Raw genomic sequence first — 25690 nt, 5'->3', positions numbered from 1 at the left:
CTCCCCGGGATGCCTTGCCTAGATGGTGATGTAGCCAGTCGCCAATCCGTGGATTCCGACGGCAGCGCCGACGGCAGCGGCGATGAAGATGACCCACTCGACGGCTGTAAAGACCCGCGCCTTCTGTTCCAGACGCGCCCAGAAATAGAGCGCCGTACCGGGCGCATAGAGGATCAAGGACAGCAGCAGGAACTTCATTCCGGCGGAGTAGATCAGGAATAGCGTGTAGACGACGGCAATGCCGGCGAAGACCATGTCGCGCGTTCTGTCGCTGCTTTCCTTACCATAGGTCTCGCCCCGCCTGACGAGCAGAAGCCCATAGGCCGCGACGAGGAAGAACGGAATGAGCGACATCACGCTCGTCAGATTGAGCATCAACGCGAACGCATCCTGCGACCAATAGGTGCTGATGACGAAGAGCTGAACGATCCCATTGGTGAGCCAAAGCGCTGCAGCCGGCACCTTGTTCGCATTTTCCGTGCCGAACAGGGCCGGCATGTCCCTGGTCCGCCCGGCGGCGGATAGCACCTCGGCGCAGATCAGCGACCATGCGAGATAGGCCCCCAACACCGAAACCAGAAGCCCGACGCTGACGAAGATCGCGCCCCAATGTCCGACGACCGCCTCCAGCACCGTCGCCATCGAAGGCTGCCGCATGTCGGCAATCTCGGCGCGGGGAAGCACGGCATAGGGCAGCATGGTCACGAGCACCATCAAGCTCGTCACGATCGTAAATCCCAGAATGGTCGCAGCGCCGACGTGCGCACGTTCCTTGGCGTAGCGTGAATAGACGCTGGCGCCCTCGATGCCGAGAAAGACAAATACGGTGACCAACATGGTCGCACGAATCTGCTCGAACAAACTCTTGTCCGGCATGCCATCTCCGCCCCAGAAGTTCGTTCGAAACAGGTCCGCCTTGAACCCTATGATCAGGATGACGATGAAGACGAGTATCGGCACGATCTTTGCGATCGTCACGATCGTGTTGATCGCGGCCGCCTGCTGCACACCGCGCAGAATCATGAAATGAAACAGCCAGATTCCGATCGAGGCGACGACGATCGCGATCACCGTGTTACCGTCCCCGAAGACCGGGAAGAAAGCACCCAGCGTCGACTTGATCAGCACCCAATAGGAGACGTTGCCGATACAGCTGCCTATCCAGTATCCGAATGCCGACAGGAAACCGGGATAGTCGCCAAACCCCTCCTTCGCATAGGCATAGACGCCGGCATCGAGCTCGGGCTTTCGTTCCGCCAGCGCCTGGAACACCCGCGCGAGGGTGTACATGCCGCCGCCCGCGATGCACCAGGCGAAGATGGCTCCGAACGGTCCGGTGGCGACACCAAAGGTTCTCGGCAGCGAGAAGATACCCGAGCCGACCATCGAGCCGACCACCATCGCGGTCAATGCGAACAGCGAGAGCTTCTGGATTGACGGGTTCGCAGTCATGTGAGGACCTCGCGACGGGCGTGCGTTGCATCCCGGTCGATCGACTTGCCCACCGTTTGCACCATGCGCCTTGCGCCGGGCCTGGAATATCGGGTGATTACCTAGTCAAAGATCGGGATTCTCCTCGCCATCGAGCGAGCGCTCACAATGAGACGAAGCCGAAACTTCGGCTTTCGATACGATGCCGCCGTAATTGCCCCAGGGGGCGGCAGCGTCGCGCATCAGGAACATTCATCCCCAGGGCCTTAGGGTTTTCTCCGATGCCGTGCCAGGGGGGCGGCAGCTAATCTTTCAGCGTGTCGCGCCGGACCGACCAGGCTTGGCCGGCGGAACTCGACCCAGCAGGAGGCTTGCATGTCCGATCTAGTAGCGATCGTGTATCCATCCGAGGCGAAGGCCGAAGAAGTGCGTCAACGGCTGCTCAGGCTGCAGAAAGAATATCTGATCACAATCAGCGACGCAGTGATCGCCGTGAAAACCGATTCCGGCGGCATCAAACTCAACCAACTCGTCAACACGACAGCGATCGGCGCGATGACCGGAAGTTTCTGGGGACTGCTGATCGGCGTTATCTTCCTCAATCCGATCCTCGGTGTCGCGGTCGGCGCGGCATCGGGCGCGCTCGGCGGCGCCCTCTCCGATTTCGGCATCGACGACGCCTTCATGAAGGAATTGTCTGCGTCGCTCAACACCGGCAACGCCGCCTTGTTCGTCCTGGTCAAGAACATGACGGCGGACAAGGTGCTGAAGGAGATCAAGGAGGCCGGGGGGACCGTGCTCAAGACGTCCCTGGATGATACCAAGGAACAAGCGCTGCGCGACGCGCTCGCAAGCGCGGCGAAGCAGCCTGCGGCCTGAACGGCTGCCCTTGGCCCGCTCAGCGCCGGCCGCCGGCGAGGCGCAGCAGCATCATGAACAGGTTGATGAAGTTGAGATAGAGGGACAGCGCCGAAATCACGGACTTGCGGCCAGCCGAAATTTCATCATCCCTGTTGTCGTACATCGCCTTGATCCGCTGCGTGTCATAGGCCGTGAGTCCGGCAAAGACACCGACGCCCACGACCGAGATCAGCCAGTCCAGCCCGGAAGACTGCAGGAAGAGGTTGACCAGACTGGCAATGATGACGCCGATCAGGCCCATGAACAAGAAGGTGCCGAGACCGGATAGGTCGCGCCGCGTGGTGTAGCCGAACACGCTGAGCGCCCCGAAGGTCGCGGCCGCGATGAAGAAGACGCGTGTGATCGACGCACTGGTGTAGATGTGGAACAACGTCGAGAGCGAGACGCCTACCAGGGCGGCATAGATGAAGAACAGAAGCCGTGCCGTTGATACCGACAGCGTATTGATGCGCGAACTGATGAAGAAGACCAGTGCAAGCGGCGCCAGGATGAAGACCCACATCAACGGGCTCTCCAGCAAGGCCGGACCCGTCAGCTGATAGGTCAGCCACGCGACAACAGCGGTCAGGCCGACGCCGGCGGCCATGTAGTTATAGATGCGCAGCATGTAGTCGCGCAGTCCGGCGTCCACCGCGATTGTGCCACCGCCGCCCGCGCTCGATGCCGCCAGGTTCTGATCATAATGTGACATTGCTCGTCTCCTCTCAGAGCTTGCTGACAGCGCCTACGCTATCGCTCGGGCTCAGAGGACGGCATCGGACAATCACCCGAACGGCGGCGGGGAAACCACCCTGTTGTCCCTGCAATGTTCCGGCGATCCACAGCGACCATCCCGCTCATTACAAATGGGCAACCTGGAACCGCCGCTCACCCCTCCTCCTTCTGGAGGGGGAGCCTTACGCGTTTGTCACTAGGAGATGATCGCGGCGCGGCCTAATCGGCTGACATGCGCTTCTATTTCCACATCGTCGACAAATACGGTCTCACTCCCGATGGGACCGGATGCGAATACGCCGATCAGGATGCCGCGGTTCTGCATGCCCAACGCATTGCGGCCGAACTCGCGAAGGCCGGTGAATTCTGCCGTTCCGGCGTCGTGCTGCTGGCAGCCGTTCCCGGGCGGCCATCACCCAGTGCTTGCGAAGGCGCAACCGACCCTACGGCAGGGGCCTGACCGGCGCCGCGCCGATCTGCCTGGCGATTTCCTGCCCCTACTCCCTACAGAGAATCCCTGATGTCCGAGGGGGAAAGCCGCCTCTAAGGTCTTCGCCGGGTTGGCCGGCATCAGTGCCCGCCGATCGCGGATTGGAAGGCCATCTTGCCATGGCTTCATCAGCGAACGATGTCGATCAAAAACTTTCGCGCAATGCGCTAATCGCGCTCGTGATCGGATCGATGGTCGGCTCCGGCATCTTCGCATTGCCGGCGCAGTTCGGGCGCACCACTGGCGCTTTGGGAGCGATCATTGCCTGGATGATCGCAGGCACCGGCATGCTGATGCTGGCCTTCGTGTTCCAGACCTTGTCACACCGCAAACCGGACCTCGATGCCGGCATCTATGCCTACGCCAGGGCCGGGTTTGGCGAGTATATCGGCTTTGCTTCGGCCGTGGGATACTGGGTCGGATGCTGTCTTGCAGATGTCGCCTGTCTCGTCTTGATCAAGGCGACACTCGGACAGTTTTTCCCTGTCTTCGGTGACGGCTCAACTGCGGTGGCGATCGCTTCGGCGTCCGTCCTGCTGTGGGGAGTGCACGTTCTGCTGCTGCGCGGCATCAAGAACGCCGCCGCGCTCAATACGATCGCGACCTACGCCAAGATCGTTCCCATCCTGCTGTTCATTGCAGCCGCCGCCATCGCCTTCGACGGCAGGCTTTTCTCCCTGAACTTCGCGGGAGCGGAGCAGCCGGAGCATTCAAATGTGCTCACCCAGGTTCGCGGCACGATGCTGCTGACCGTATTCGTGTTCGTCGGGATCGAAGGCGCCAGTGTCTATTCCCGCTATGCCCGCAGCCGCAGCGATGTTGGATTCGCGACCGTTGCCGGCTTTCTGGCGGTGCTCAGCCTGCTCGTCCTCGTGACACTGCTGTCCTATGGCGTGCTGCCACGACCGGAACTGGCGGATTTGCCGACTCCATCGATGGCCGGCGTCATGGAAGCGATGGTCGGCGGCTGGGGCGGCGTGTTCATCAGCGTGGCACTCCTGATCTCGGTCCTCGGCAACTACCTGTCCTGGTCACTGCTGGCGGCTGAGGTGCTGCATTCCGCCGCGGTCCAGCGCACCATGCCCTCCTTTCTCGCGACAGTGAACGCGCACAAGGTCCCTACGGGAGCGCTCTGGCTCACCAACTGCGTCATCCAGACCTTCCTCCTCGTCACCTGGTTTGCGGAATATGCATTCACGCTCGCGTTGAAGATGACGAGTGCGATGACGCTGATCCCGTATTTGTTTGTTGCGGCCTACGGTCTCAAGCTCGCCTGGACCGGCGAGTGCTACCGCGCTGGCGAGCGCGCCCGCCTTGGCGACTGGATCCGCTCGGCCGTCGCGACGTTCTACGCGGCCGGGATGATCTACGCAGGCGGGCTGAAATTTCTCTTGCTGTCGTCGATCCTCTATGCACCCGGCACGCTGCTGTTCCTTCTCGCCAAGCGCGAACGCAAGGAAACACCGTTCAGGCCGTTCGAGGCGATCCTCTTTGCGGCGATCACGGTCGCCGCTTGTGCCGGCGTCTACGCACTTTCCACGGGAGCCATCTCGGTTTGAGCCCTTTCCTTGGCTGCATGGAGGCGAATATGAGCATTCGAGCTATCTTCGGCGTCCTGATCCTGGGCGGGTTAGTAGCGGTTTCCGCATCTCCAACCCTGTTGCTGGCCCAGTCGGCTGACAAGAGCGGGGTGGCGCCGAAGGACACCGATGTATCGGCGCCGAAGAGCGTGGCGCCCAACACCAACACGAACCCGACCAAGCACCGCTACTGGCGTCATCGCGGCGGAAAGCATCCGCACTTTGGCAGCCGACGCGTCCGCACCTAGGCGCCGCGAACGATCATCCACCCTCGCGATTGGACCGATCCATGAGCGATTCCAGGATAGGGCCGGAACGGCTTCGCGAACTCCTTCCTCACGACGATTCCGCCGGCCTGGCGGAGCACGCCGGACGCGGCGTTCTCGCGACCGGGCTCAGCCTGCTCGCTGCCTGTGTTTTCCTGTTTCTGGCGTGGCAGACAGTGTCCAGTCTCCTGCTCATCTTTGCAGGCGTGCTGTTCGGGGCATTTCTGGATGCCTGCGCAAGAGCGCTGGCCCCAGTCCTTCCGCTCGCGCGCGTTTGGCGGCTGACGCTGGTCCTGCTGCTGTTCTCCGCTCTGTCGACATTTGGACTGGTATGGGGTGCGGGCAAGCTACCGGAGCAGACGCGTCTCCTGCTGAAGGTCATGGACAGCCAGATCGACGTCCTGCAGGAGCACCTCCTGTCATACGGCGTCGACCTGCTCGGCCCGGAATGGGGCCGCGACTTTGCGCAATGGCTGTTCTCGGATCAGGGACGTTTTCTTAGCCACGCTCAATTCCTGCTCGGTGGAGCATCGAGTCTGCTAACCGGCGCGCTGGTCATCGTGTTCCTCGGAATCCTCTTCGCGTTCGATCCGACCAGCCATCGCGAGAGCCTGGTCATGTTGGTGAAGCGACCCTACCGCGCGCGAACAAGAGCGGTCATGGACGAGATGGGCAGCGTGATGCGGTTGTGGCTGATCGGACAGTTCATCCGGATCATTCTCATGACGCTATGCGTCTGGGTCGCACTCTATCTGGTCGGACTGCCCGGACCTCTTGTGCTCGGACTGCAGGCAGGCTTGTCGAACTTCATTCCATACCTCGGACCGATCGTGGCGGCGCTTCCGATCGCGCTGGTCGCAATGCCACTCGGCGGCTCGCTGCTGATCTGGGCAGTTCTCATCTACACAATCATCCAGTCGATCGAAGGCTATGTGATCGGTCCGTTGATCCAACGCCAGGCGGTCGAGATCCCCCCTGCCTGGACGCTGGTCGCGATCGTCATGCTTGGCGCGCTGTTCGGCGTCCTGGGCATCGCGATGGCCATGCCCCTGGTCGCGATCGGCCGTGTCGCAATCATCCGGTTCTACGTCGAGGACTATCTCGGCGACGACCCCACAGTGACATTCAGCGGCAACAGATCGTGAATGGATGGCCCATGAGCGAGACCGATCTAGGGCCTGTTTGGATTCAGGATTCTCATTTGGGCTTGGCTGTGATTCAAGCTTGGGATGAACCGATTCGTTTTGACTGACGCCCAATGGGCGAAGATGGAACCACATTGTCTTGGCAAGCCGGCTGATCCCGGCCGGAGCGGCAAGAACAACCGGCTATTTGTCGAAGCAGTCTTGTGGATCGCCCGGACAGGCAGCCCATGGCGCGATCTGCCGCGCGCCTTCGGCAACTGGATAACCGTATACACGCGTTTCCGCGACTGGGCGAAGGCAGGTGTCTGGAAGCGTCTGTTCGATGCGGTCTCGGACGAGCCGGACATGGAATACGTCATGGTCGATGCCACCATCGTCAAAGTCCACCGCCACGGACAGGGCGCAAAAGGGGGACGCAAAACCAAGCCATCGGCCGCTCGAAAGGCGGTATGACCACCAAAATCCTGGCACTTACCGACGCGCTCGGTAATCTCGTGCGTTTCGTGCTGCTGCCCGGCCAGCGCTTCGACACGGTCGGCGTCTCGCCGCTTATCGAAGGGCTGGCCTTCGATGCGCTGATCGCAGACAAGGCGTTCGACAGCAATGCCATCATCGCCGACCTCGACAAGCGCGGCGCCAAGGTGGTCATTTCCCAGCACCCACGTCGCGCCAAGCCTCTCGCCATCGACAAGGAAATGTACAAATGGCGGCATCTGATCGAAAATTTCTTCTGCAAGCTCAAGGAATTCAAGCGGATCGCCATGCGCGCCGACAAAACCGATTTGAGCTTCGAAGCAATGATCAATCTGACCGCCGCCGTGACAAACTCAAGATGAATCCAAACAGACCCTAGAACGGAACGGGAGCACGGAGCCTCCCCCGCCTCAATTCAGGATGGCCCAATTCCTGTGGCAGCAACTCCCTTATGCGGTGGCGTTGGTGCTCGCCGTCGCGGGCGTCGCCTATACCAACGTCTCCCACCAGCCTCTCGTCGGCTACTGGGAATTCCTGGCGCTCGCCATCGGCGTGGTCTGCGTCGTGACGAAATGGCCGGAGACGCAAGGCAAGGAGGCCCAGCTCCGATTGATCTGGACCCAGGCGCTGCACTGGATCGCCGTCCTGGTCACGATGAACATCATGCTGATGTCGGGGGTCCAGCAATTGCTTCCGACACCGGCAACCGGCCTGGTCCTGCTGATGTTGCTCGCGCTAGGTACGTTCCTCGCGGGCATCAGTCTTCTGTCGCTGCAAATCTCGTTTCTCGGGCTTGCGATGGGCGTGACCGTCCCGGCGATATCCTGGCTGAAGCAGTCTGTCTTCTTCTTCCTGCTGGGTGCGGTGCTGCTGATCGGCCTCGGCATCACGTTCTGGCTTCGCCAGGACCGACGGCCGGCGGCCGCGTCCACGGACAACCAGATGGAGGCTTGAATGCCAATGATACGGTTCCTCTGCATTGCCGCGTGCGTGTTGCTTTGCACCGCCGCCTCGCCCGCCCGCGCCGACGCATTCCGGGTCGGCCGACTGTTGTGCCTCAGTTCCCCACGCGTGGGCTTGGTGCTCGGATCGGCACAATCGCTGCGCTGTACTTTCTTCTACGCACGCAGACCTCCTCGACAATACATCTACGAGGGACGCATAAGGCGCGTTGGGCTTGACCTGGGTGTGACCTCGGCAGGTAGCCTCTCCTGGGCCGTCTTCGCCAAGAATTCGCGGATCGGCCCCGCTACGCTGCGAGGAAATTATGTGGGTGCGAGCGGCAGCGTCGCATTCGGCCCCGGCCTCGGCGCCAACGTCCTGATTGGCGGCTCGCGTCGGAGCGTGATGTTGCAGCCGCTGTCGATCGAGCGGTCTATCGGAATCAATCTCGCGGCGGGCGTGACCAACCTGACTCTGGGTCCACGCGGCCGGCGGTAGGTCGTTCGCGGGGATCCCTCCACGACGCCATGCGAACATTCCCGCACGGTCGCTCAGGGTTTCGTCGGATGTCGACGTTCCGGCTCGGAAGCTACCCTCGCCTCGGGGTGGCGATCACTAGTAGATCAGGAGCGTGGCATGACAGTCTATGACAGCCGGTCCGGCATCGCAGCTCTGGGCCCTCCCCCCCTGTGGGTCTGCGCTCTCCTTGGCGTTGTCATGATCGCCGCCGGTATCGCAGCTCTCAGCGATGTAGTGTTCGCGACCATCATTAGCGTGAAGTTGATCGGACTAACGGCGATTGCGGCTGGTGCGTTCGAGATCGCCCACGCCTTCTGGACCAAAGGATGGGGCGGCTTCCTGTGGCAGATCCTCCTCGGCGCTCTCTACGTCGCCTTCGGGCTCGTGCTGCTGACCCAGCCCGCCTCCGGCGCTCTTATTCTCACTTATTTCCTCGGCGCGGTCCTGATCGCCTCAGGCGTCATTCGATGCATGCTGAGCTTCGCCCATTGGCGCCAGAACGGATGGATGATGCTGATCTCCGGCATCTTCGGGTTGGTCGCGGGCGCGCTGATCCTGTTCAGCTTCCCCACCATGAGCGTGTGGGTCCTCGGCTTCCTGCTTGGCGTCGACCTGATCTCGCACGGCCTCGCGTGGCTGCTTTATGCGCTTCAGTCCGTGCGGCGGACTGCGTGAAATAAGGAGAGGAAGATGATGTCCCCCCCGACACGCCGCGCCTTCCTAGGCCTTGCCCAAAATGCCGCAGCTGCCGCGGCGATCGGCGCCATCGGCGTCCGCTTCATTGCGGCGGCGGAAGCGATGCCGATCGCACCCGAGCTCGGCCGGTCCGGCCGGCCATCGGATCTCCTGACGCAAGCTCAATGGGGACCACCGCCTCATCCTGGCTGGGGCCGCCGGCGACCTCGCAGGCGCCGCTGGGTTTGCTGGTGGCATCGGGGTCGTCGTCGCTGCGGATGGCGGTGGATCTAGGCCTTGCGCAATCGGCAGGCTGCCGATGGGTTGTGAAGGCGATGCAACCCCAACCAGACGAGGGAGGAGATCGTGCGCCACACCAACCTATGGCCTTTCGGAGCCGTTCTCGCAGCGCTTCTCATTGTGGCGACCTGGTTTTCCGTGGCGGTATGGCAGGAAACGCCATCAATGCCGCTTTACCGCGACGTCATCCTCGTGGGGGCTGCAATCCTGATGCTGGTGTCCGGCTGCGGCCTGATCGCACTGATGTTCTATAGCCGTCGCAAGGGTTACGGCGAGCCGGTGCGCAGCGATCGAACACCGCGGGACTGACAAGGCGCGAGTGAAGCAACGGCTCGGTCTCAAGTCCGATGCAAGGAGCAGACAATGAACCTTGCTGGCGTCTCGATCAGGCTGCTGGCGGCGACGCTCCTGACGATCATCGCCGGCGGGCTGGCCCGGACCGAACCCGCCGCGCCGGGCCCACCCGCGGTCGGCTTCGTGGAAGCGACAAGGCGATCCATCACCGAGAGCACTGAATTTCTCGGGCGGATCGAAGCAATCAATCGGGTCAACGTCGTTGCTCGCGTCACCGCATTTCTGGAACGGCGCTTGTTCGAGGAAGGCGCCGAGATCAGCAAGGGCGATGAGCTCTACCGGCTGGAGCGTGGTCCGTTCGAAGCGGATCTGGCATCGAAAGAGGCGCAGGTTGCGCAGCTTCAGGCGACACTCGAGAATGCCAAACAGACGACGGAACGTGCGCGGACCCTGCTCGGAGGTCCTGCCGGCCAACAGTCCACCTTCGACGCCGCCATCGCGAACCAGCTCAGCCTCGAAGCCCAGGTCCAGGCCGCGCAGGCCCAGGTCCAGGCCTCCCGGATCAACCTCGACTACACCACGATCAGCGCCCCGATCGCCGGCAAGATCGGACGCACAGCCTTGACGGAAGGCAACGTCGTCGGCCCAAGCTCGGGCGTGCTGACCACCATCGTCAGCCAGGACCCGATGTACGTCACCTTTCCCGTGCCGCTGCGCCAAGGACTGGAGTTGCGGGAGCGATACGGGCCGCAAGGCGGCCTGGAAGCCGTCGTTATCAGGCTGCGACTGCCCGACGGCCGCATGTACGGCCAGTCCGGCAGGCTGAACTTCGTGGACAACACCATTGCCCAGAACACCGACACGATCACCGTGCGCGGCGAGATCGGCAACCCTATCCTGCGGGCGTCCTCCGTGGCTGGCGTCACCGTTCACGAGCTGACCGACGGCGAGTTCGTTACTGTCGTGCTGGAGGGCGTCCAACCGATCGAGGTGCTGGCGATCCCGCGCTCTGCCGTGCTCTCCGATCAGCAGGGCGATTATGTCCTCGCTGTCGGTGCCGGCAACAAGGCCGAGCAGCGCCGCATCCAGCTCGGGCAATCGACTCCGACCATTGCGGCGGTCATCGCCGGCCTCGCGGCCGGCGACAGGGTCATCGTCGAGGGTCTGCAGCGGGTTCGCCCCGGCCAGGTCGTTTCGCCGGGGCCGGCAAGTTCCCTGATCCTGTCGAGCATGAAGGCTGCGGATGGTGCGGCTCCGCAGGCACCTCCCAGCACCTCCGGCAAAGCCGGCCGGGCGGACGACAAACCATGATCTCTGCGGTCTTCATCGATCGTCCCCGGCTCGCGATGGTGATCGCCTTCATCATCACCATCGCCGGCGCGCTCGCGCTGATGCAGATCCCGGTGGCGCAATTTCCGGACATCGTGCCGCCACAAGTCACGGTTTCAGGCACGTTCCCGGGTGCATCCGCCGAAGTCGTCGAGAGCAGCGTCGCCCAGCCCTTGGAGGCACAGATCATCGGCGTCGACCGCGCGCTCTACATGAAATCGACCAGCGCCAGCGACGGGAGCTACACACTGACGGTTTCGTTCGCGCTCGGCACGAACCCCGACATCAACACCGTCAATGTCAACAACCGCGTGCAGAGCGCGCTGTCGCAATTGCCGACCGAAGTGCAGCAGCAGGGAGTGACGGTCCGCAAGCGGTCCTCGTCGATCCTGCAATTCCTCGTGCTCTACAGCGCTCGTGGCGAGCAGGATCCGCTGTTCATCACGAACTACGCCATCATCAACGTGCTCGATGCGATTGCGAGCACCCCGGGGGTCGGCCAGGCCAATCTGTTCGCCAAGATGAACTACTCGATGCGGATCTGGTTTGACACGCAGCGGCTCACCAGCCTCAACCTCACGCCGTCGGATGTCATTGCCGCAATTCGCACGCAAAGCGTCCAGGCGCCGGTCGGCCGCATCGGCGCGCGCCCGATCAGTGACGACCAGCAATTCCAGTTCAACGTGCAGACCCTGGGCAGGCTCGCGACCGTCGATCAATTTGCCAATATCGTGCTGCGCGCCAACCCGGACGGCTCATCCCTACTGGTGAAGGACGTTGCCCGTGTCGAGATGGGCGCGCAAAACCTCGACAGCGAAGCGCGGATCGACGGACGCGCAGCCGTCCCGGTCGCGATCTATCTGGCGCCGGGCGCCAATGCGGTGACCACCGCACAAGCCGTGGCGGCGACGATGCAGCGGCTGTCGCAGCACTTCCCGACCGGACTGAGCTACCTCGTGCAATACGATTCCACGAGCTTCGTGCGCGACACCATCGCGGAGGTGTTGCAGACGCTGGGCGAGGCCTTCGTGCTCGTCGTGATCGTGGTGTACCTCTTCCTCGGCAATCTCAGGGCCACGGTGATCCCGGCGATCGCGGTTCCGGTGAGCCTGATCGGCACATTCGCCGTCCTGCTGGTGCTGGGCTATTCCGCAAATACGGTGTCCCTGCTCGCGATGGTTCTCGCGATCGGCATTGTTGTGGACGATGCAATCGTCGTCGTCGAGAACGTCGAACGGGTCATGCAGGAGGAGCCGGATCTTTCCCCCACCGAGGCCAGCAAGAAGGCCATGACCCAGATCACCGCGCCGATCATCGCGATCACCCTGGTGCTGCTGTCGGTCTTCGTACCTATCGCATTCATTCCAGGGGTTTCCGGAACGCTATTCCGCCAGTTCGCGGTGACGATCAGCGCCGCGATGATAATTTCGGCGTTGAACGCGCTGACCCTGTCGCCCGCCCTGTGCGCGCTGCTCCTGCGCCACACAGGGCCCAGGCGCGGCATCATGGGTCGCGTCCTCGCCTCCATCGACTGGATTCGTGATCGCTACAGCAGCGGCGTCCGACGCCTGGTGCGCGTCGCGGGCCTTTCCATGCTGCTCGTCGTGGTCCTTGCCGCCGGCATCTTCGGCATCTCGCTGATTACGCCGACGGGTTTCCTGCCCGAGGAAGATCAGGGCGCCTTCTTCACCTCGGTCCAACTGCCGGACGGAGCGTCGGTGGCGCGGACGAGCGAGGTCACCCAGCAGGTTGAAGACATCCTGAAGCAAATGCCGGCTGTCGACCACGTTCTTGCCATCGTCGGTTTTTCCCTGCTCGACGGCGCATCGGAATCGAACAGCGCGCTGGTCGTGACGCGCCTGAAGCCATTTGCCGACCGCAAGGCGGCAACGGATTCAGCGCAAGCACTGATCCGGCGGACCTTCGCGGCCGGCGCGCAGATCCGACAGGCCAATGTGCTGCCGTTCAACCTGCCACCGATCATCGGCCTCTCCACCGGCGGCGGGTTCGAATACCAGCTCCAGGCGTTGGAAGGACAGACCCCGGCCGAGATCTCGAGCGTCACAAACGCGCTGATCGGCGCCGCCAACGCCGATCCACGTTTGGCGCGCGTCTTTTCCACCTTCACAGCGACCAATCCGTCCATCCATCTCGATATCGACCGCGGCAAGGCGCAGGCGCTCGGTGTGGGGATAAGCGACATCTTCACCGCCCTGCAGGCGACGCTCGGCGGCATCTACGTCAACAATTTCAACCGGTTTGGCCGCACCTGGCAGGTCAACGTCCAGGGCGAAGCGTTCGATCGCAGCGACATCTCGGACATCTGGCGCATCTATCTGCGCAACAGTACCGGGCAGATGGTGCCGATCAGATCACTGGCCGGGATCAGGATCGTGACAGGGCCCCAGGTGATCACGCGCTACAACAACTACCGCTCAGTGACGGTGAACGGCAGTCCGGCGCCCGGAGTCTCGTCAGGCACCGCAATGGCTGCGATGGCCGATGTCTCGAATGCCATACTGCCTACGGGTTACAGTTTTGCGTGGACCGGCACTGCCTTTCAGGAGCAACAGGCCACCGGCCAGACCGGCATCGTGCTGATGCTTGCCGTGCTGTTTGCCTATCTGTTCCTGGTGGCGCTCTATGAGAGCACGGTGATCCCGATCCCGGTGCTGCTGTCCGTCGTCGTCGGTGTCCTGGGCTCCTATGTCGGCATCAAGCTCGCAGGCCTCAATCTCGACCTCTACGGCCAGATCGGGCTGGTGGTCCTGATTGCGCTCGCCGCCAAGAACGGGATTCTGATCGTCGAATTCGCCAAGGAGCAACGCGAGGCAGGCGTGGCGCTCGACGACGCCGCGGTCCAGGGCGCCCATATGCGCTTCCGCGCGGTCATGATGACCTCCGTCGCCTTCATCCTTGGTCTCCTGCCGCTCGTGATCGCAACCGGCGCTGCGGCGCTCAGCCGCAGGGCCGTCGGCACAGCGGTGTTTGCGGGCATGGTCGCGGCGAGCTCGATGGGAATCTTCCTGGTGCCGATGCTTTACGTGACGTTCCAGCGTCTGCGGGAACTGATGAAGAGCAAGCCATTGCCTGCCCATTGAGTTGACCGGCGAAAGTCCATTTCAGACTACCGTTCAGTTGTTGGCTAATCGTAGCCGAGCTTTTGGCGGACGCTTCGCCACCTGGCATATGGCGATTCAACTTGACCGCATTGCGCTCCAGTTCAGCGATTGCTTATCGCAACCTCGCCTCGGGTCGATATTTTTCTCCGATCACGCGCAAAAATTGCGATGCCGGCTCAGCGAACGCTGGCAACGATCACGCGCGCTCCCGCATCGGCGAGACGCTTGCACTGCTCCTCAGATGCGCCGACATCAGTCACCAGAGTCCAGCGGGGCGGCAGCGGCGCCCAGGCCATCTGTTCGGCGCGGCCGAGCTTGCTGGCGTCGGCGAGAACGATGACTTCCTTCGACTGCTGCATCATCAGCGACTTCAGTGCGACCTGTTCGAGATCCGCTTCGCACAGGCCACGGCCATTCACCACGCCGTCGGCGCTCATGACGGCGTGGTCCGCGGTCATGCGCCGCAGCGCCTCATTGGCAAGCGGCCCCATGGTGCTCATGCTGGTGGTGCGCAGCGCGCCGCCCAGCACCACAAGCTCTATGGTTGGAGCCTTGGCGAGAAAGGGTAGCAGCGCAAGATTGTTGGTGATGATGCGCAGCCGCCGGTGCTGCAGCAGTCGGCCGAAGGCTGCGACCGTCGAGCCGGCATCGAGAATCAGCGTGTCGCCATCCTCGATCAGATCGATCGCCGCGCGCGCGATCGCCTGCTTCTGTTTGCCCTGAACCGCGAGGCGCTGCTCGAGCGTCGTCTCGTTCGCGTGGGCGGTGAGAATGGCGCCGCCATAGGTGCGGCGCACGGCATTGTTCTTGGAAAGATGCTGCAGGTCGCGCCGCACGGTGGAAGCGGAGACGTCAAAGCGCCGCGCGAGATCATCGACATCGATCTCTCCCGCGTTCAGTGCTTCCAACAGACGAGCGTGACGCTCCTTGCTGCGCATCGACATCGAACCTCAGCCCCCGGATTCACTGCCGTCAGCCGAACTCGACGTATCGGCTTCGCGGCACGGCCGATGGATACCACGATGCATCGGCCCCGCAATGTCAGCGTTTAACGCGCATCTCGCTCCTCATCCTGAGGAGCCCGCAGCCCCCTCAAACCGCCTGCTTCGGCGCAAGATCGACCGCCTGCCGCAACGCCTCGATCAGGCTGCGCTCGTCGGCGATGCCTTTGCCTGCGATGTCGAAGGCGGTCCCGTGATCGACCGAGGTGCGGATCACCGGCAGACCAACAGTGATGTTCACACCGGCTTCCAGCCCCAGCACCTTGATGGGTCCATGGCCCTGATCGTGATACATCGCGACCACCATGTCGTAGTCGCCGCGGCCGGCCAGGAAGAACAGCGTGTCGGCAGGCAGGGGGCCGCGCACGTCCCAGCCCTTGCGCTGACAGGCTTCCACGGCCGGCGCGATCTTCGCGGCTTCCTCGCCGCGACCGAACAACCCATTCTCGCCGGCATGCGGATTGATGGCGCAGACGCCGATCTTCGGATTGGCGACGCCGGCGCGCACCAGCACGTCATGTCCGCGTGCGATGACACGCCCGACGAGGCCGGGCTCGATCTTCTCGATCGCATCGAGCAGGCCGATATGCGTGGTCACGTGAATGACGCGGAGTTTCGGCGACACCAGCATCATCGACACTTCCGGCGTGCCGGTCAGATGCGCCAGGAGCTCGGTATGGCCCGGATATTTGTGGCCGGCCGCATGGAGCGCTTCCTTCGAAAGCGGCGCGGTGCAGATGCCCTGCGCGAGCCCTGCCTGCACCACCTGCACGGCTTTCTCGATATAGCGATAGGCCGCCTCACCTGCCGTCGCCGACACCTTGCCGAACGGCAGATCGTCCGGCACAAGCTTCAGGTCAACGCACTGCACGGCCTTCGACGCAAAATTCGCCTGCTTCGCGTCGCTCAACGCATCGACCTCAAGCGGCACGCCGACGATCTGACCGGCTTTGCGCAGACGGTTGGAGTCGCCGATCACCAGCGCATTGCAGATCGCCTGCACCTGCGGCTGCGCCAGCGCCTTCATGATCACCTCGGGCCCGATACCGGCCGGATCTCCCATGGTGATCGCAATGGTCGGACGGGTCATGTGAAACTTCCTCTGGTTCGGACGGCGCGAAGCCGCTCGCTGATGCGGATGAGGCTGGTCTCGTCACCGAACGCGCCCGCTTTGGTGGCGATCGGAACAGACAATCGGCCAAGAGTCAGGCCGAGCGACACGCCCGGCTCGATTTCGTCGGCAAGACGGATGCCGTTGACGCCGAAGCGCGACAGCATTGCCGCGGCGGTTTCGCCGCCGGTCGCAGCGAAGGCGCCGATCGAGGGTGCGACGGCCTCAAGAGCGTCGGCGAGCCCCTTGGCGAGCTGCGGGCCAAGTGACATGTCGGGGTGATCATCCATCATGATCTCAACCAGTGTATCGCCGCCGCCGGCAAGTCGTTTCATCACGTCCGCGGCGAGCGCCGCCCGGCCGGCACCATCGTTCAGCAGCGTCGCCGGCGCGACCGGAAAATGCGCCACGGTGCCGGTCGCCTCCAGCTCGCGCGCGGCGGCGCGAGATGCGCCGGCGAGCGAGCCCACCACGATCAGGGTGCCGGAAGCGCTTGTCGGAATGCGCAATGGCTCGATGGCATGGCTGGCTTCGAGGCCGGCCAAGGCGTGCGCGAGGCCGGCGCTGCCGATGAAGAAGGTTGCGGGCGATGCATGCAGGCTCGCCCCCGCGATCAAACGCAGATCGTGGTCAGTCTCGGCGTCGCAGGCCGCGACCACGTCGCCCTCCCGGGCGAGCCTCGCGAACGTGGCTTTGAGATCGCCACCGCGGACGGCAGCGAGCTTGACCTTCTCACCGCGGACGCCCGCGGTCGCGAGAACGTCGACAAGATCGGCGTTCGGGTAGGTGTGGTCGCGGCGCCAGACCTCGGCCTCCTCGAGGGGGTGGCCTTTGACCAGGATACGCCCGTCGATGGTGGTGCGGCCGGTGGCCGGAAAGGCCGGCGCGAACACGCCGAAGGCCGGACCCGACCGTGACTTGAGATGCGCAAGCGCGGCTGCAATCTCTGCTGCAGGTTGCCCCCGCAGCGTCGAGTCAATCTTCTTGAAGAGAATACGTCCGCCTTCGCACAGGCGCGCCAGCACATCGGCATGGCGGGCTGCAGCGGCCCCGGCCGAAAGGCCTCGACTCGCGGCATCGTAGGCCAGGACGGGCAGCTGGTAGCCCGATGCGTCGGTCATCTCACCCCACGTCACCGCAGCCGCACGCCCCCTTCTGCCGAAGGCGATCGCACAGTCCGCGGCACCGGTGAGATCGTCAGCGACGATCAGCCAGCTTTGGCTTGATGCGTTTTCCTGACGCGAACCGGCATCCACTTCGCTCGAAAACGCTTTAGGGGCCATCCTCAGCGACCTGCTTCGGTGAATTTGTGTCAGTGACTTGCCTCAGTGACAACCGAGCGCGCCGCGGGGGTCATCTTGCCGGCAGAAGCCACGTTGTTCTCTTCCGCAGGCTCCTCGACGTCGCGACCAACAACGCGGGCTGTCCAGGCGGTGACGATCGGCACGAGGATTGCGGTAACCACGACGCACGCCGCGACGAGGATAGTCGCAGGCCGCGCCGCGTCCGCATAGGCCGGATTCGCCGCGGCGACAATCGCCGGGACGGCCGCCGCATTACCGGCCGTCGAGGCCGCCGCAACACCCGCGACACCATTCCCGCCAGTGATGCGATCGGCGAGGAACAGCGGGATGCCGGTCACAACCACCACGGCCACTCCCATGCCGAGGCCGAGCAAGCCGGCCTGCCAAACCTTCGACAGATCGAGGCCGGCGCCGAGCGCGAAGGCGAAGAACGGGATCATCACAGGTACCGCGCGGCTCAGGAAGTCGCGCATCTCTCTGTCGAGATTGCCGATGATCATACCCACCACCAGAGGCAGGATAGCGCCCACGAGGGTCTGCCATGGAAATGCCGAGAGGCCGGCGACGCCCAAAGTGATCATGGTGAGGAATGGACCGCTCTCCAGCGACATGACGGTATATGCGCCGACATCACGCGGACGTCCATATTGGCCCATCAACGCCATATAGAGACCGCCATTGGTGTCGTTCATGGCGGCGACGACCGCGAGCGTCGAGACACCCGCGAACATGCCAGCTGCGACCGGCGTCTCTCCCAAAATGCGGCCGAAGATCAGGCCGAGGACAATGGCCACGCCAACCTTCACGATCAGCAGGGTGCCGCCCTTCTTCACAATGTAAGGGGTCGCGCGGAAGTCGATGCTCGCGCCCATGCAAACGTAGAACACGGCGAGAATCGTCAGCGCTCCCGAGAACAGTGCGCCGGTGAAGGAGCCAAAAAACTTCGGGGTATCGGGAAAGAAGGTGGCAATAAGCGCCCCGACCAACAGAGGGACCACCATCATCCCGCCAGGCACGCTCTCGATCGCCCGCTTAATTGGAACCTGCATCTTTATTGTCCTCCCCGCACACCGCACACTTCCGATCATTTTGCGCGTTTTGCTATAAAAACGAGCAAGTCTCTGGCCGTATACGCTCATAACGCGCAATATTCAAGAATATTGCGCATTTTGCGCAAATTGACCCGATCATTCGCTCCGTCAGACGTGATTGATTTTGCTAGCGGGAGAATGCCAGGGAATCGGGTCGTGAGAGGTTGGGCATGGTGCTCATCGCGCAGATGCTCGAAACGCTTACTTGGGGCAACACCCACCGAAGCCTCCGTTGGTGCAACTTTTGCCGACGTTATCAAGGTCAATCACTATTTGACCGACATTCGGGCACAATTGCCGATCTTGCGCGAGGTACGCGACTCCTTTGTCAACACCGCCGCCCCTCCTGCGAGCACGACCGTAGAGGTTTCCCGGCTGGCCGCCGATGCGGCTTTGTTTGAGGTGGAAGCAATCGTGGCATTACCCCCGCGTTGAAGCGACTGAGCACGCGTGGAGACGCAACATCGGAGGATACGACGTGACGCGACTGTTTAGGTTGATCGGCCTTCTCGCTATTCTTTTGGTCACCTCTCTCCAGATGCAGCATTCGCAAAGAGCAAGCGCATCTTGGTGTTCGGCGATTCCAATACATGGGGTTCGACGCCTCGAATGTCCGAGACCCAACGCCGGGGGCGAGAAGTATTTCCGCGTAGGTCGGCAACACTCGGGCCGCTCTGCCTAAACCCCTCGTCCTTCGACCGACCATTTGCAAGCGAGAAGGAAGGGTCCTGAGCGACTTCAGCCAGCAATCCAGCAAAGTTGCTATCTTGCTGAGCGATCGCTCTACCGAAAGTAATAACTGAGAAACCCAAGAAGGATAGCTGCAAAGAGCTTCGTCGGCTAAGCATTATAAGCGCCCTTCGTGTGTAAAACTTGCTGAACGCGCAAAGATTGTACAGCCTCGGGCGAAACAATTGAATGAAATCCTTCGGCCAGACGATGAAGTCGTTCTCGTTCCTCCACCTCAAGGGCATCGGCGGGCAGATCGCCGCGCTAGCGCTGGCCTCGACCGTCGCGCTCCATCTCGTCGTCACCCTGGAAGGGCGTCCGTACCATCCGGTCGAGCCCGGCGACTCCCTCCATTACCGAACGAACCCAGCCCTTGTTCACTTCAGATAACTCGCAAGATTCAGGCTCAAGATCTTCCCGAGAGCAGAATAGGACGCCGTGAGTTGCGTCTCGTAAGTCGAAAGCTGCGCCGTAATGGCGGCGACGTCGACGCTGGTCAGGTCGTTCGACAAGGTCTCCGCGTAACTCTTGTAGTCGGCCTGGCGAGCGCTCGCGGTCTCGATCGATGACGCGGCGCCGGACAGCTTTGCCTGCACGGCGGCGGTGTCGTCGAGCGCCGTGCTGGCGAGATCCAGCGCGCTGGTGATATCCGCAGACGACAGCGTCGTGCTGTTGGCCACAAACTTCAGGACGCGCATCACCTCCTCGAACGCCGAATTATCCGCGGTGACGCCGTAAGACACGGTTTCATTGGCGGCAACCCGTACCGAGACGATCTCGCTGTCGCCATTGTAGTAGCTGGTGTCCGCAGTCGTGGTCGAACCAGTACCAGACGAAAAGCTCGTGAGATCGACCGGAGCCGTGTCGGTCTTGCCGCCGGCAAACACGTATTGGCCGTCATACTGTGTGTTCATCAGCGAGCCCATCTGCTCCAGCATCTGCTGGGCTGAGCTGATCGCCGAGTTCACCTCGGTCGAGCTCCCGGTCGAGGCGGCGCTGAGCTGGGAGCGCAGCTGCGTGAGGATGTCGGTCACCGAGCCGACCGCTGAATACATCACCTGGACCTTGCTGCCGGCGAGCGTAGCCGCGTCGATATAGGATTGCGCGCGCGTCACCGAGACCTGAAGGTTGATGACGTGCTGCGCGTCCGCGCCATAGCCGCCGAAATCCGTCGAGACTACGCCCGTCGATTCCTGGATCTGCTTGGTGGCCATGACCGACTCCACGCGCATGGCGTCGGCGATCATTCTGTTCGACTGGGCGAAGGTGGCCACGCGCATCGCGACCATAATCGTACCCCCTTACGTCGACTGCACGGCGGTGAGCAGCGCCGAATACATGGAGTTGATGGCCTGGATCAGCGCCGACGCTGCCGAATATTTGTTCTGGAGCGTGCTCAGATTGGCCGATTCCTCGTCCAGATTGACGCCGGACTGCGACGACAGGGAATTCGCATAGGTCGACTGCGCGGTCTCCTTGGCGGTGTAATCCGTGGAGGCCTGCGAAGCCTTGCTCGATACGTCGGAGACGATGACCGAGGCGTAGTCGGCGAGCGACCCGGTGCTGGCGGCAAGCCCGCCCGTCGATGCAAACGTCTGCGAGGCCGTCAACGCATCGTAGAAGGCATTGATCACGGTGGCGGAGCCGGACGACAGCACCGAACTTCCGACAGTCAGGCTCGACGACGAGTCCAGCGTCGCAAGCTGGAGCTCGTTCGTGCCGGACAGAATCTTGCTGTTGACTGCGATGTCCGAAGCGCTCGTTCCCGTCACCAGATCGTTGAAGCCGAAATATTCCGAGAATCCCTCGCTGGAGCTTCCGACCGAGCTCGTCATCTCGTTGATGGCGACGCCGTTGCCAGATCCGGTCGCCGTGATCGAGAGATGGCCATCCGAATCGATCGAGGCGGACAAGCCGGAGATGCCGTTGATGGCGGTGACGAGATCGCCGACCGTCGCGTAGGATGACAGGTCGAGATCGGCGTAGGAGACCAGGTTGCCGCTCTGGTCGGTGGCCGCGATACGCACCGAGCCAGAGGCGGACAGGGCAGAACTGCTGGTGACGGCCGTCGTCCCCGTCAGGCTGGTCGGCGCCGGCACCGAAGAGGCGCTGTTCGAGACGTTGTTCATCACGGACGCAAGCTGCTGCGCGAGCTGGTCGAGCTGGGACTGCGCGTCCGGCAGAGTGTCGTCACGGAGCGTGATGAGTGCGCCGATATCCCCCCCGGTGATCTGGGAGGTGATGTCCACCCCGTTCACGGTGATCGCGCTGAAGCCGCTCGACGAGGAGCCGGCGGTGTACGTCGTTGACGCCGTCACGTTGGACGCAGCCGTATAGCTGATCGTATGCGCGGAACTGTCGACCAGTGCCTGGCCTGATTTGGTGTAGATCTGTATGTCGCCGTTCGAAGCGGTGAAGTAATTGATGTTCATCTTCGAGGCGAGGTCCTGAAGCGCGGTGTTGCGCTGGTCCTCGAGGTCGGCGGTGGACTGGCCGGAGGCGGCCGTCTGCTTGATTTGGGTATTCAGATCCGCGATCTGCTGCAGGTCCGCGTTGACGTCGTCGATCGAGGACGCGATGTCCTGATCGGCGTCGGACCGGAGCTTCTGGATCCCGCTGGAGGTCTCCCGCAACTGGCTCGCGACGTCGTCGAGCGCGCTGACGACGTTGGATTGCAGCGAGGCGCTGCTGGGCGTGCTCGCCAGCGACGACAGCGCCGATTCCAGCGAGGCGATGCTGTTGGCGAGCGAGGTCCCGGACGAGGAATCATCACTGCTGCTGATCGAACCGTAGAGCTGCTGGAGCGACGTCAGGTAGGTGTTGGTGGTGTCGGCCGCGCCGAGCTCGGAATCCGCGCTGACCAGCGACTTCAACAGCAGTTTGTCGACGGTCGAGGTGATGCCGGTCACCGTGACGCCGGTGCCGACGCCGTTGGTGACGCTGCTCGACTGGGTCGCGGACTTCCTGGTATAGCCCGTCGTGTCGGCGTTCGAGATGTTTGACGACGTCACGCTGATCTGCACGGACGTCGCAGACAGCCCGCTGAAAGCGACCGATCGAGCGATATCGAGCGACACGGCGGCCTCCCCCGTTCCGTCAGGCGCTGCGGCTGGTGCCGCTGGACACTGCACGGGCGGCAGCGACGCGGCCGGATGCACCGTAGGGCGAAACGGCGACGATCTGCTCGCGGATCGCCTGCATGACGGCCTCGATCCGGCGGTTGCTGGCCTCGATCGCAGCGCGCAGACGCACCAGATTCTCGTCCATCTCCGCCCGCAGCCTCAGGATCCGCTCCAGCAGCTGCTCGCGCAGGATCCGGTCCCGCACCGTCAGGCTGGTCGTGCCTGCCGCGCACTCGGCCACGGTTCGCTCGAAGATCTCCGCCAGCTTGTTCTTCTCGTCGACCTGCTTCAGGCGCGAGGCCGGCAGGCCCTTGGCAAGCTCCGCGTTCTCCTCCGCGATCAGTGCAGTCAGGGTGTCGATCAGCGTGATCAGCGACTTGATCCGGGCATCGCCGTTCACGGCACTCGTCCTTGTGGCTTGGGCTACAGTCATGGTCATCGCCTTCTTCTAGTTATTCCGTTTGCCGCGGCCGCCTTGCGAGTTGCGCAGGTAAGCGCCGATCGCGGCCGTCCTGGCGGCCGTCTGCCTCATCTCACCGTCGATCTCCGCGGCTTCCCGCACGAGGCCACGCCGTGTCGTTTCCACGTCGTCGAGCAGCACGAGCAACTGCTTGCGGTCGCTGCCCTTGACGGTTGCGGCCCGTGCCATCAGCCGCTTGAGCCGGCGCAGCAGCGCCTCCCCAACGGCGTTCGCCTGCTCACCGCGCATCGCTCACCTCATCGCCGAGATCAGGGTGTCGTACATCTCGTTGACGGTGGAGATGATCTGGGACGCAGCGGAATAGGCCTGCTGCGCCGAGATCATGTCCGAGAACTGGCTGGAGGTATCGGTGGTCGATGATTCCAGCTCGCTGCCGTAGATCGTGCCCGCTCCGTTCTCGCCGGAGCCCTGCAAGGAGGCATTGCCCGACGTCACGGTCGCCGAATAGATGCCGTTGCTGGAGGCGGCGAGCCCGTTGGGATCGGCGAAGGTCGCCACCGCGATCTTGTAGATCGCGATGGTCTGGCCGTTGGAATAGGTCGCGTTGACGAGGCCGTCATCACCGATCGAGACGCTCGACAGCTTGCCATAGGACAGACCGTCCGAGTCGATGCTGGTGACATTGACCGACGGCGTGGTTTCGCCCGACGCATATTGCGTGAGGCCGTCGGTCTTGCCGGCGGTTCCGAGATTCATGGTGATGGTGCTGTTCGCCGCACCATCGGTCCAGCCGGTGATAGAGACGGTGGCCGGATTCGGGCTGGTACTGGCGAGCGAACCGTCGCTGTTGAAGGTGATGTTGATCGTGCCTGAGGCCGTGCCTGTTGCGGTCGTGGTGTCCGAGGTCGAGGTCGGATTGGCGAAGCTCGCGCTCCAGGTGTTGGCGCCCGTCTTGGTCCAAGTGACCTGCATCGAATTCGAGGCGCCGAGCGAATCGTAGACCGTCATCGAGCTGGTGTAAGTGGCGCCGGTCGCGGCATCCGACGGCAGGTTCGCCGCGATGGTGGTCTTTGTGGTGGCGCTGCCGCTGGTCGAGGCGACCTGGGTGTTGATTGTCTCCAGATTGCTCGCCGACTCGCTGCCGACGACATTGCCATCGGCATCGGTGCGCCATCCCTCGAGATAGTAGCCGTTGTTCTGGAGATAGCCGGCATTGTCGGTGGTGAAGGCGCCGTTACGGGTGTAGGCGACCGTGCCGCCCGACTTGGCGTCGGTCACCACGAAGAAACCCGAGCCCTGGATCGCGACATCGGTGGCGTTGGAGGTCGCGGCGAGCAGGCCCTGCTGGGTGATGTTGGCGCGACCGGAGACGGTGACGCCGCCCGAGGCGTAGGAGGTCGTGTTGCTCGCCGCCGTCACCAGCGCGTCGAACATTCCCGACGTCGTCTTGTAGGCGGTCGTGTCGGAATTGGCGATGTTGTCGCTGATCATCGACAGGGACTGGCTCTGGGCGCTGAGCGCCGAGATCGCCGATGACAATGCGCCGGTGAGACTCATGATGAAGCTCCGAGAAAATCAGGACTTGAGATCAGGATGTGACGCCGAGGATGTTAGCGGCGCTGACCGCGACGCCGTTCACCGTGAGCGAGGGCGTGGACGTCGAAGTGTCGATGCCGGTCACCGTGCCGGTGACGGTCGTGTAATTGAGCACCGAGTTGCCGGCGGTATCCGTCGCCGTCACCGAGATGCTGTACTTGCCGCCGTCGGAGAGCTGGTTGCCGTTGGAGTCCTTGCCGTCCCAGGTGAAGCTGTTGGAGCCGGAGTTGCCGGTGCCGGTGCCGGTGTAGACGACGTTGCCGGAGGAATCCGAGATGCTGATCGAGACGTCCGAAGCGGTTGACGACAGCGAGTAGCCATAGGTCGCCGAACCGTTGCTCAAGGTCGCCGTATCGGACTTCGCCTCGACAGTGTGGCCGATGTAGTTCACCGAGTTCAGCGTCACGAGGCTCGAGAACGAACTCGCGAGCGACGACAAGTTGGAGTTGATCGACTGCTGCGAGGTGAAATTGGCGTAGGAGGTGAGCTGATTGACGAGGTCGGTGGTCGAGGTCGCATCCAGCGGATTCTGGTTCTGTAGCTCGCTGACCAGAATGCTCAGAAAATCGTCGGATGTCAGCGTCGAGTTGGACGACGTGCTCGACGACGACGATGTCGTGGTGGTCGCGGTCGTTGCAGAACTCACGGCGGAAACGGTCATCGGAGGCTCCGGCGTCATTCGCTGCCGGCGAGCGGATGTCGGCTCGCGGCGCTTGAAATCTGTGTGCTGATGAAACGGGTGGGCGTGCGGATTCAGGCGGCGATTCACGCGGCTTTCGACACGGCAAAATCTGCCGTGTGCGCGCGTTTGAAATGCGGCTGGCTCAAGCTGATTTGCGGCGACGGTGGCGGTGCGCTCCCTCGCCCCGCCTGCGGGGAGAGGGTGAGGAGAAATCTCCGCGAGGACGGCGGCAGTTGGACTCACGCAGAGCCCTCCCTCCTCACCCGAGTTCGATCTCTTCCCGCGAGCGGCAGGGCTATCGCATATGAGTTCTTGGCGAGGGCCTGAGCGAGCGCCTCGTCCTTCGAGACGACCGCTTCGCAGTCTCCTCAGGATGAGGCTGAGTGGCATCGGCGGCCGGTGAAATTGCTGCCGCGCACTCAGTCCTCATC

Annotated in this window: 25 protein-coding genes; 13 read left to right on the top strand and 12 right to left on the bottom strand. The window is 62.9% G+C overall.

What is annotated here, in order from left to right; translation table 11 throughout:
• Positions 1 to 18: 18 nt before the first annotated feature.
• Positions 19 to 1452: a basic amino acid/polyamine antiporter gene (locus tag IVB23_RS32105; protein WP_247801231.1), complete on the bottom strand. Its 1434-nt coding sequence runs from the start codon at positions 1450 to 1452 to the stop codon at positions 19 to 21.
• A 354-nt stretch (positions 1453 to 1806) separates the two neighbouring features.
• Here IVB23_RS32105 and IVB23_RS32100 point away from each other — a divergent pair, with 354 nt between their 5' ends.
• Positions 1807 to 2310 carry a DUF1269 domain-containing protein gene (locus IVB23_RS32100; protein ID WP_061880480.1) on the top strand — a complete coding sequence of 168 codons (504 nt, stop codon included), beginning with the start codon at positions 1807 to 1809 and terminating at the stop codon, positions 2308 to 2310.
• Positions 2311 to 2329: 19 nt separating this feature from the next.
• Here the strand turns inward: IVB23_RS32100 and IVB23_RS32095 are convergent, their stop codons facing one another.
• Positions 2330 to 3043, bottom strand: coding sequence for a Bax inhibitor-1/YccA family protein (locus IVB23_RS32095; RefSeq protein WP_247801230.1), 714 nt, complete (start codon positions 3041 to 3043; stop codon positions 2330 to 2332).
• Between the two features lie 255 nt (positions 3044 to 3298).
• Between IVB23_RS32095 and IVB23_RS32090 the strand changes: the two genes are divergently transcribed.
• The 11 genes from IVB23_RS32090 to IVB23_RS32040 all read left to right on the top strand — a co-directional run bounded on the left by IVB23_RS32090 (position 3299) and on the right by IVB23_RS32040 (position 14181).
• Positions 3299 to 3526 carry a hypothetical protein gene (locus IVB23_RS32090; protein ID WP_197964724.1) on the top strand — a complete coding sequence of 76 codons (228 nt, stop codon included), beginning with the start codon at positions 3299 to 3301 and terminating at the stop codon, positions 3524 to 3526.
• Between the two features lie 149 nt (positions 3527 to 3675).
• Entirely contained in the window at positions 3676 to 5115 is a 1440-nt protein-coding gene (locus IVB23_RS32085; protein ID WP_247801229.1) for a basic amino acid/polyamine antiporter, read from the top strand.
• Positions 5116 to 5144: 29 nt separating this feature from the next.
• The gene (locus IVB23_RS32080) at positions 5145 to 5384 is read left to right on the top strand and encodes a hypothetical protein (RefSeq protein ID WP_247801228.1); all 240 of its coding nucleotides are present in this window, start codon (positions 5145 to 5147) and stop codon (positions 5382 to 5384) included.
• A gap of 41 nt (positions 5385 to 5425) precedes the next feature.
• Positions 5426 to 6547: an AI-2E family transporter gene (locus IVB23_RS32075; RefSeq protein ID WP_247801227.1), complete on the top strand. Its 1122-nt coding sequence runs from the start codon at positions 5426 to 5428 to the stop codon at positions 6545 to 6547.
• Positions 6548 to 6631: 84 nt separating this feature from the next.
• Positions 6632 to 7383 (top strand): IS5 family transposase gene (locus tag IVB23_RS32070; protein WP_247800519.1). Its coding sequence is split into 2 segments (ribosomal slippage): positions 6632 to 6962 and positions 6962 to 7383, totalling 753 coding nucleotides; the frame shifts between segments, so codons are not numbered across the junction.
• A 58-nt stretch (positions 7384 to 7441) separates the two neighbouring features.
• On the top strand, positions 7442 to 7975 hold the full coding sequence (locus IVB23_RS32065) for a hypothetical protein (protein ID WP_247801226.1): 534 nt from the start codon (positions 7442 to 7444) through the stop codon (positions 7973 to 7975).
• Entirely contained in the window at positions 7976 to 8461 is a 486-nt protein-coding gene (locus IVB23_RS32060) for a DUF992 domain-containing protein (RefSeq protein ID WP_082822080.1), read from the top strand.
• 138 nt (positions 8462 to 8599) lie between these two features.
• Positions 8600 to 9157: an HdeD family acid-resistance protein gene (locus IVB23_RS32055; RefSeq protein WP_061880487.1), complete on the top strand. Its 558-nt coding sequence runs from the start codon at positions 8600 to 8602 to the stop codon at positions 9155 to 9157.
• Between the two features lie 465 nt (positions 9158 to 9622).
• Positions 9623 to 9766: a hypothetical protein gene (locus IVB23_RS32050; protein WP_245312071.1), complete on the top strand. Its 144-nt coding sequence runs from the start codon at positions 9623 to 9625 to the stop codon at positions 9764 to 9766.
• Positions 9767 to 9820: 54 nt separating this feature from the next.
• A complete protein-coding gene (locus IVB23_RS32045) occupies positions 9821 to 11062 on the top strand; it encodes an efflux RND transporter periplasmic adaptor subunit (protein ID WP_247801225.1) in 1242 nt (413 codons plus the stop codon).
• The gene (locus tag IVB23_RS32040) at positions 11059 to 14181 is read left to right on the top strand and encodes a multidrug efflux RND transporter permease subunit (RefSeq protein ID WP_247801224.1); all 3123 of its coding nucleotides are present in this window, start codon (positions 11059 to 11061) and stop codon (positions 14179 to 14181) included. The genes IVB23_RS32045 and IVB23_RS32040 overlap by 4 nt, the downstream gene beginning before the upstream one ends.
• A 197-nt stretch (positions 14182 to 14378) precedes the next feature.
• Here the strand turns inward: IVB23_RS32040 and IVB23_RS32035 are convergent, their stop codons facing one another.
• From IVB23_RS32035 to IVB23_RS32020, 4 genes are all read right to left on the bottom strand, one after another.
• Positions 14379 to 15146 carry a DeoR/GlpR family DNA-binding transcription regulator gene (locus IVB23_RS32035; RefSeq protein WP_061880491.1) on the bottom strand — a complete coding sequence of 256 codons (768 nt, stop codon included), beginning with the start codon at positions 15144 to 15146 and terminating at the stop codon, positions 14379 to 14381.
• A gap of 148 nt (positions 15147 to 15294) precedes the next feature.
• A complete protein-coding gene (gene pdxA, locus IVB23_RS32030; protein WP_247801223.1) occupies positions 15295 to 16293 on the bottom strand; it encodes a 4-hydroxythreonine-4-phosphate dehydrogenase PdxA in 999 nt (332 codons plus the stop codon).
• The gene (locus IVB23_RS32025) at positions 16290 to 17597 is read right to left on the bottom strand and encodes a four-carbon acid sugar kinase family protein (protein ID WP_247801222.1); all 1308 of its coding nucleotides are present in this window, start codon (positions 17595 to 17597) and stop codon (positions 16290 to 16292) included. Before IVB23_RS32025 ends, pdxA begins: the two co-directional genes overlap by 4 nt.
• Before the next feature lie 29 nt (positions 17598 to 17626).
• Positions 17627 to 18667, bottom strand: a complete 1041-nt coding sequence (locus IVB23_RS32020) for a 2-keto-3-deoxygluconate permease (RefSeq protein ID WP_247804998.1) — start codon at positions 18665 to 18667, stop codon at positions 17627 to 17629.
• Between the two features lie 960 nt (positions 18668 to 19627).
• On the opposite strand from IVB23_RS32020, the gene IVB23_RS32015 reads away from it, so the two are divergent.
• Positions 19628 to 19828, top strand: coding sequence for a hypothetical protein (locus IVB23_RS32015; RefSeq protein ID WP_247801221.1), 201 nt, complete (start codon positions 19628 to 19630; stop codon positions 19826 to 19828).
• Here the strand turns inward: IVB23_RS32015 and IVB23_RS32010 are convergent.
• The 6 genes from IVB23_RS32010 to IVB23_RS31985 are packed head-to-tail and all read right to left on the bottom strand — an operon-like array spanning position 19816 to position 25238.
• On the bottom strand, positions 19816 to 20727 hold the full coding sequence (locus IVB23_RS32010) for a flagellin (protein ID WP_247801220.1): 912 nt from the start codon (positions 20725 to 20727) through the stop codon (positions 19816 to 19818). The two genes, IVB23_RS32015 and IVB23_RS32010, sit on opposite strands and share 13 nt — an antisense overlap.
• A gap of 12 nt (positions 20728 to 20739) precedes the next feature.
• Positions 20740 to 22515 carry a flagellar hook-associated protein FlgK gene (flgK, locus tag IVB23_RS32005; RefSeq protein ID WP_247801219.1) on the bottom strand — a complete coding sequence of 592 codons (1776 nt, stop codon included), beginning with the start codon at positions 22513 to 22515 and terminating at the stop codon, positions 20740 to 20742.
• 19 nt (positions 22516 to 22534) lie between these two features.
• On the bottom strand, positions 22535 to 22999 hold the full coding sequence (locus tag IVB23_RS32000; protein WP_135168687.1) for a flagellar protein FlgN: 465 nt from the start codon (positions 22997 to 22999) through the stop codon (positions 22535 to 22537).
• Between the two features lie 9 nt (positions 23000 to 23008).
• Positions 23009 to 23269 carry a hypothetical protein gene (locus IVB23_RS31995; RefSeq protein WP_025037908.1) on the bottom strand — a complete coding sequence of 87 codons (261 nt, stop codon included), beginning with the start codon at positions 23267 to 23269 and terminating at the stop codon, positions 23009 to 23011.
• Positions 23270 to 23272: 3 nt separating this feature from the next.
• Positions 23273 to 24538, bottom strand: a complete 1266-nt coding sequence (gene flgE / locus IVB23_RS31990; protein ID WP_247801218.1) for a flagellar hook protein FlgE — start codon at positions 24536 to 24538, stop codon at positions 23273 to 23275.
• 31 nt (positions 24539 to 24569) lie between these two features.
• Positions 24570 to 25238 (bottom strand): FlgD immunoglobulin-like domain containing protein, encoded by a 669-nt coding sequence (locus IVB23_RS31985; protein WP_197964580.1) that lies wholly within the window; start codon positions 25236 to 25238, stop codon positions 24570 to 24572.
• Positions 25239 to 25690: the final 452 nt, after the last annotated feature.

It is taken from the genome of Bradyrhizobium sp. 191 (assembly GCF_023100985.1).
Taxonomy (GTDB): domain Bacteria; phylum Pseudomonadota; class Alphaproteobacteria; order Rhizobiales; family Xanthobacteraceae; genus Bradyrhizobium; species Bradyrhizobium diversitatis.
The sequence above is the reverse complement of the archived record's forward strand: the minus strand, read 5'-3'. Positions and strand labels throughout refer to the sequence as shown.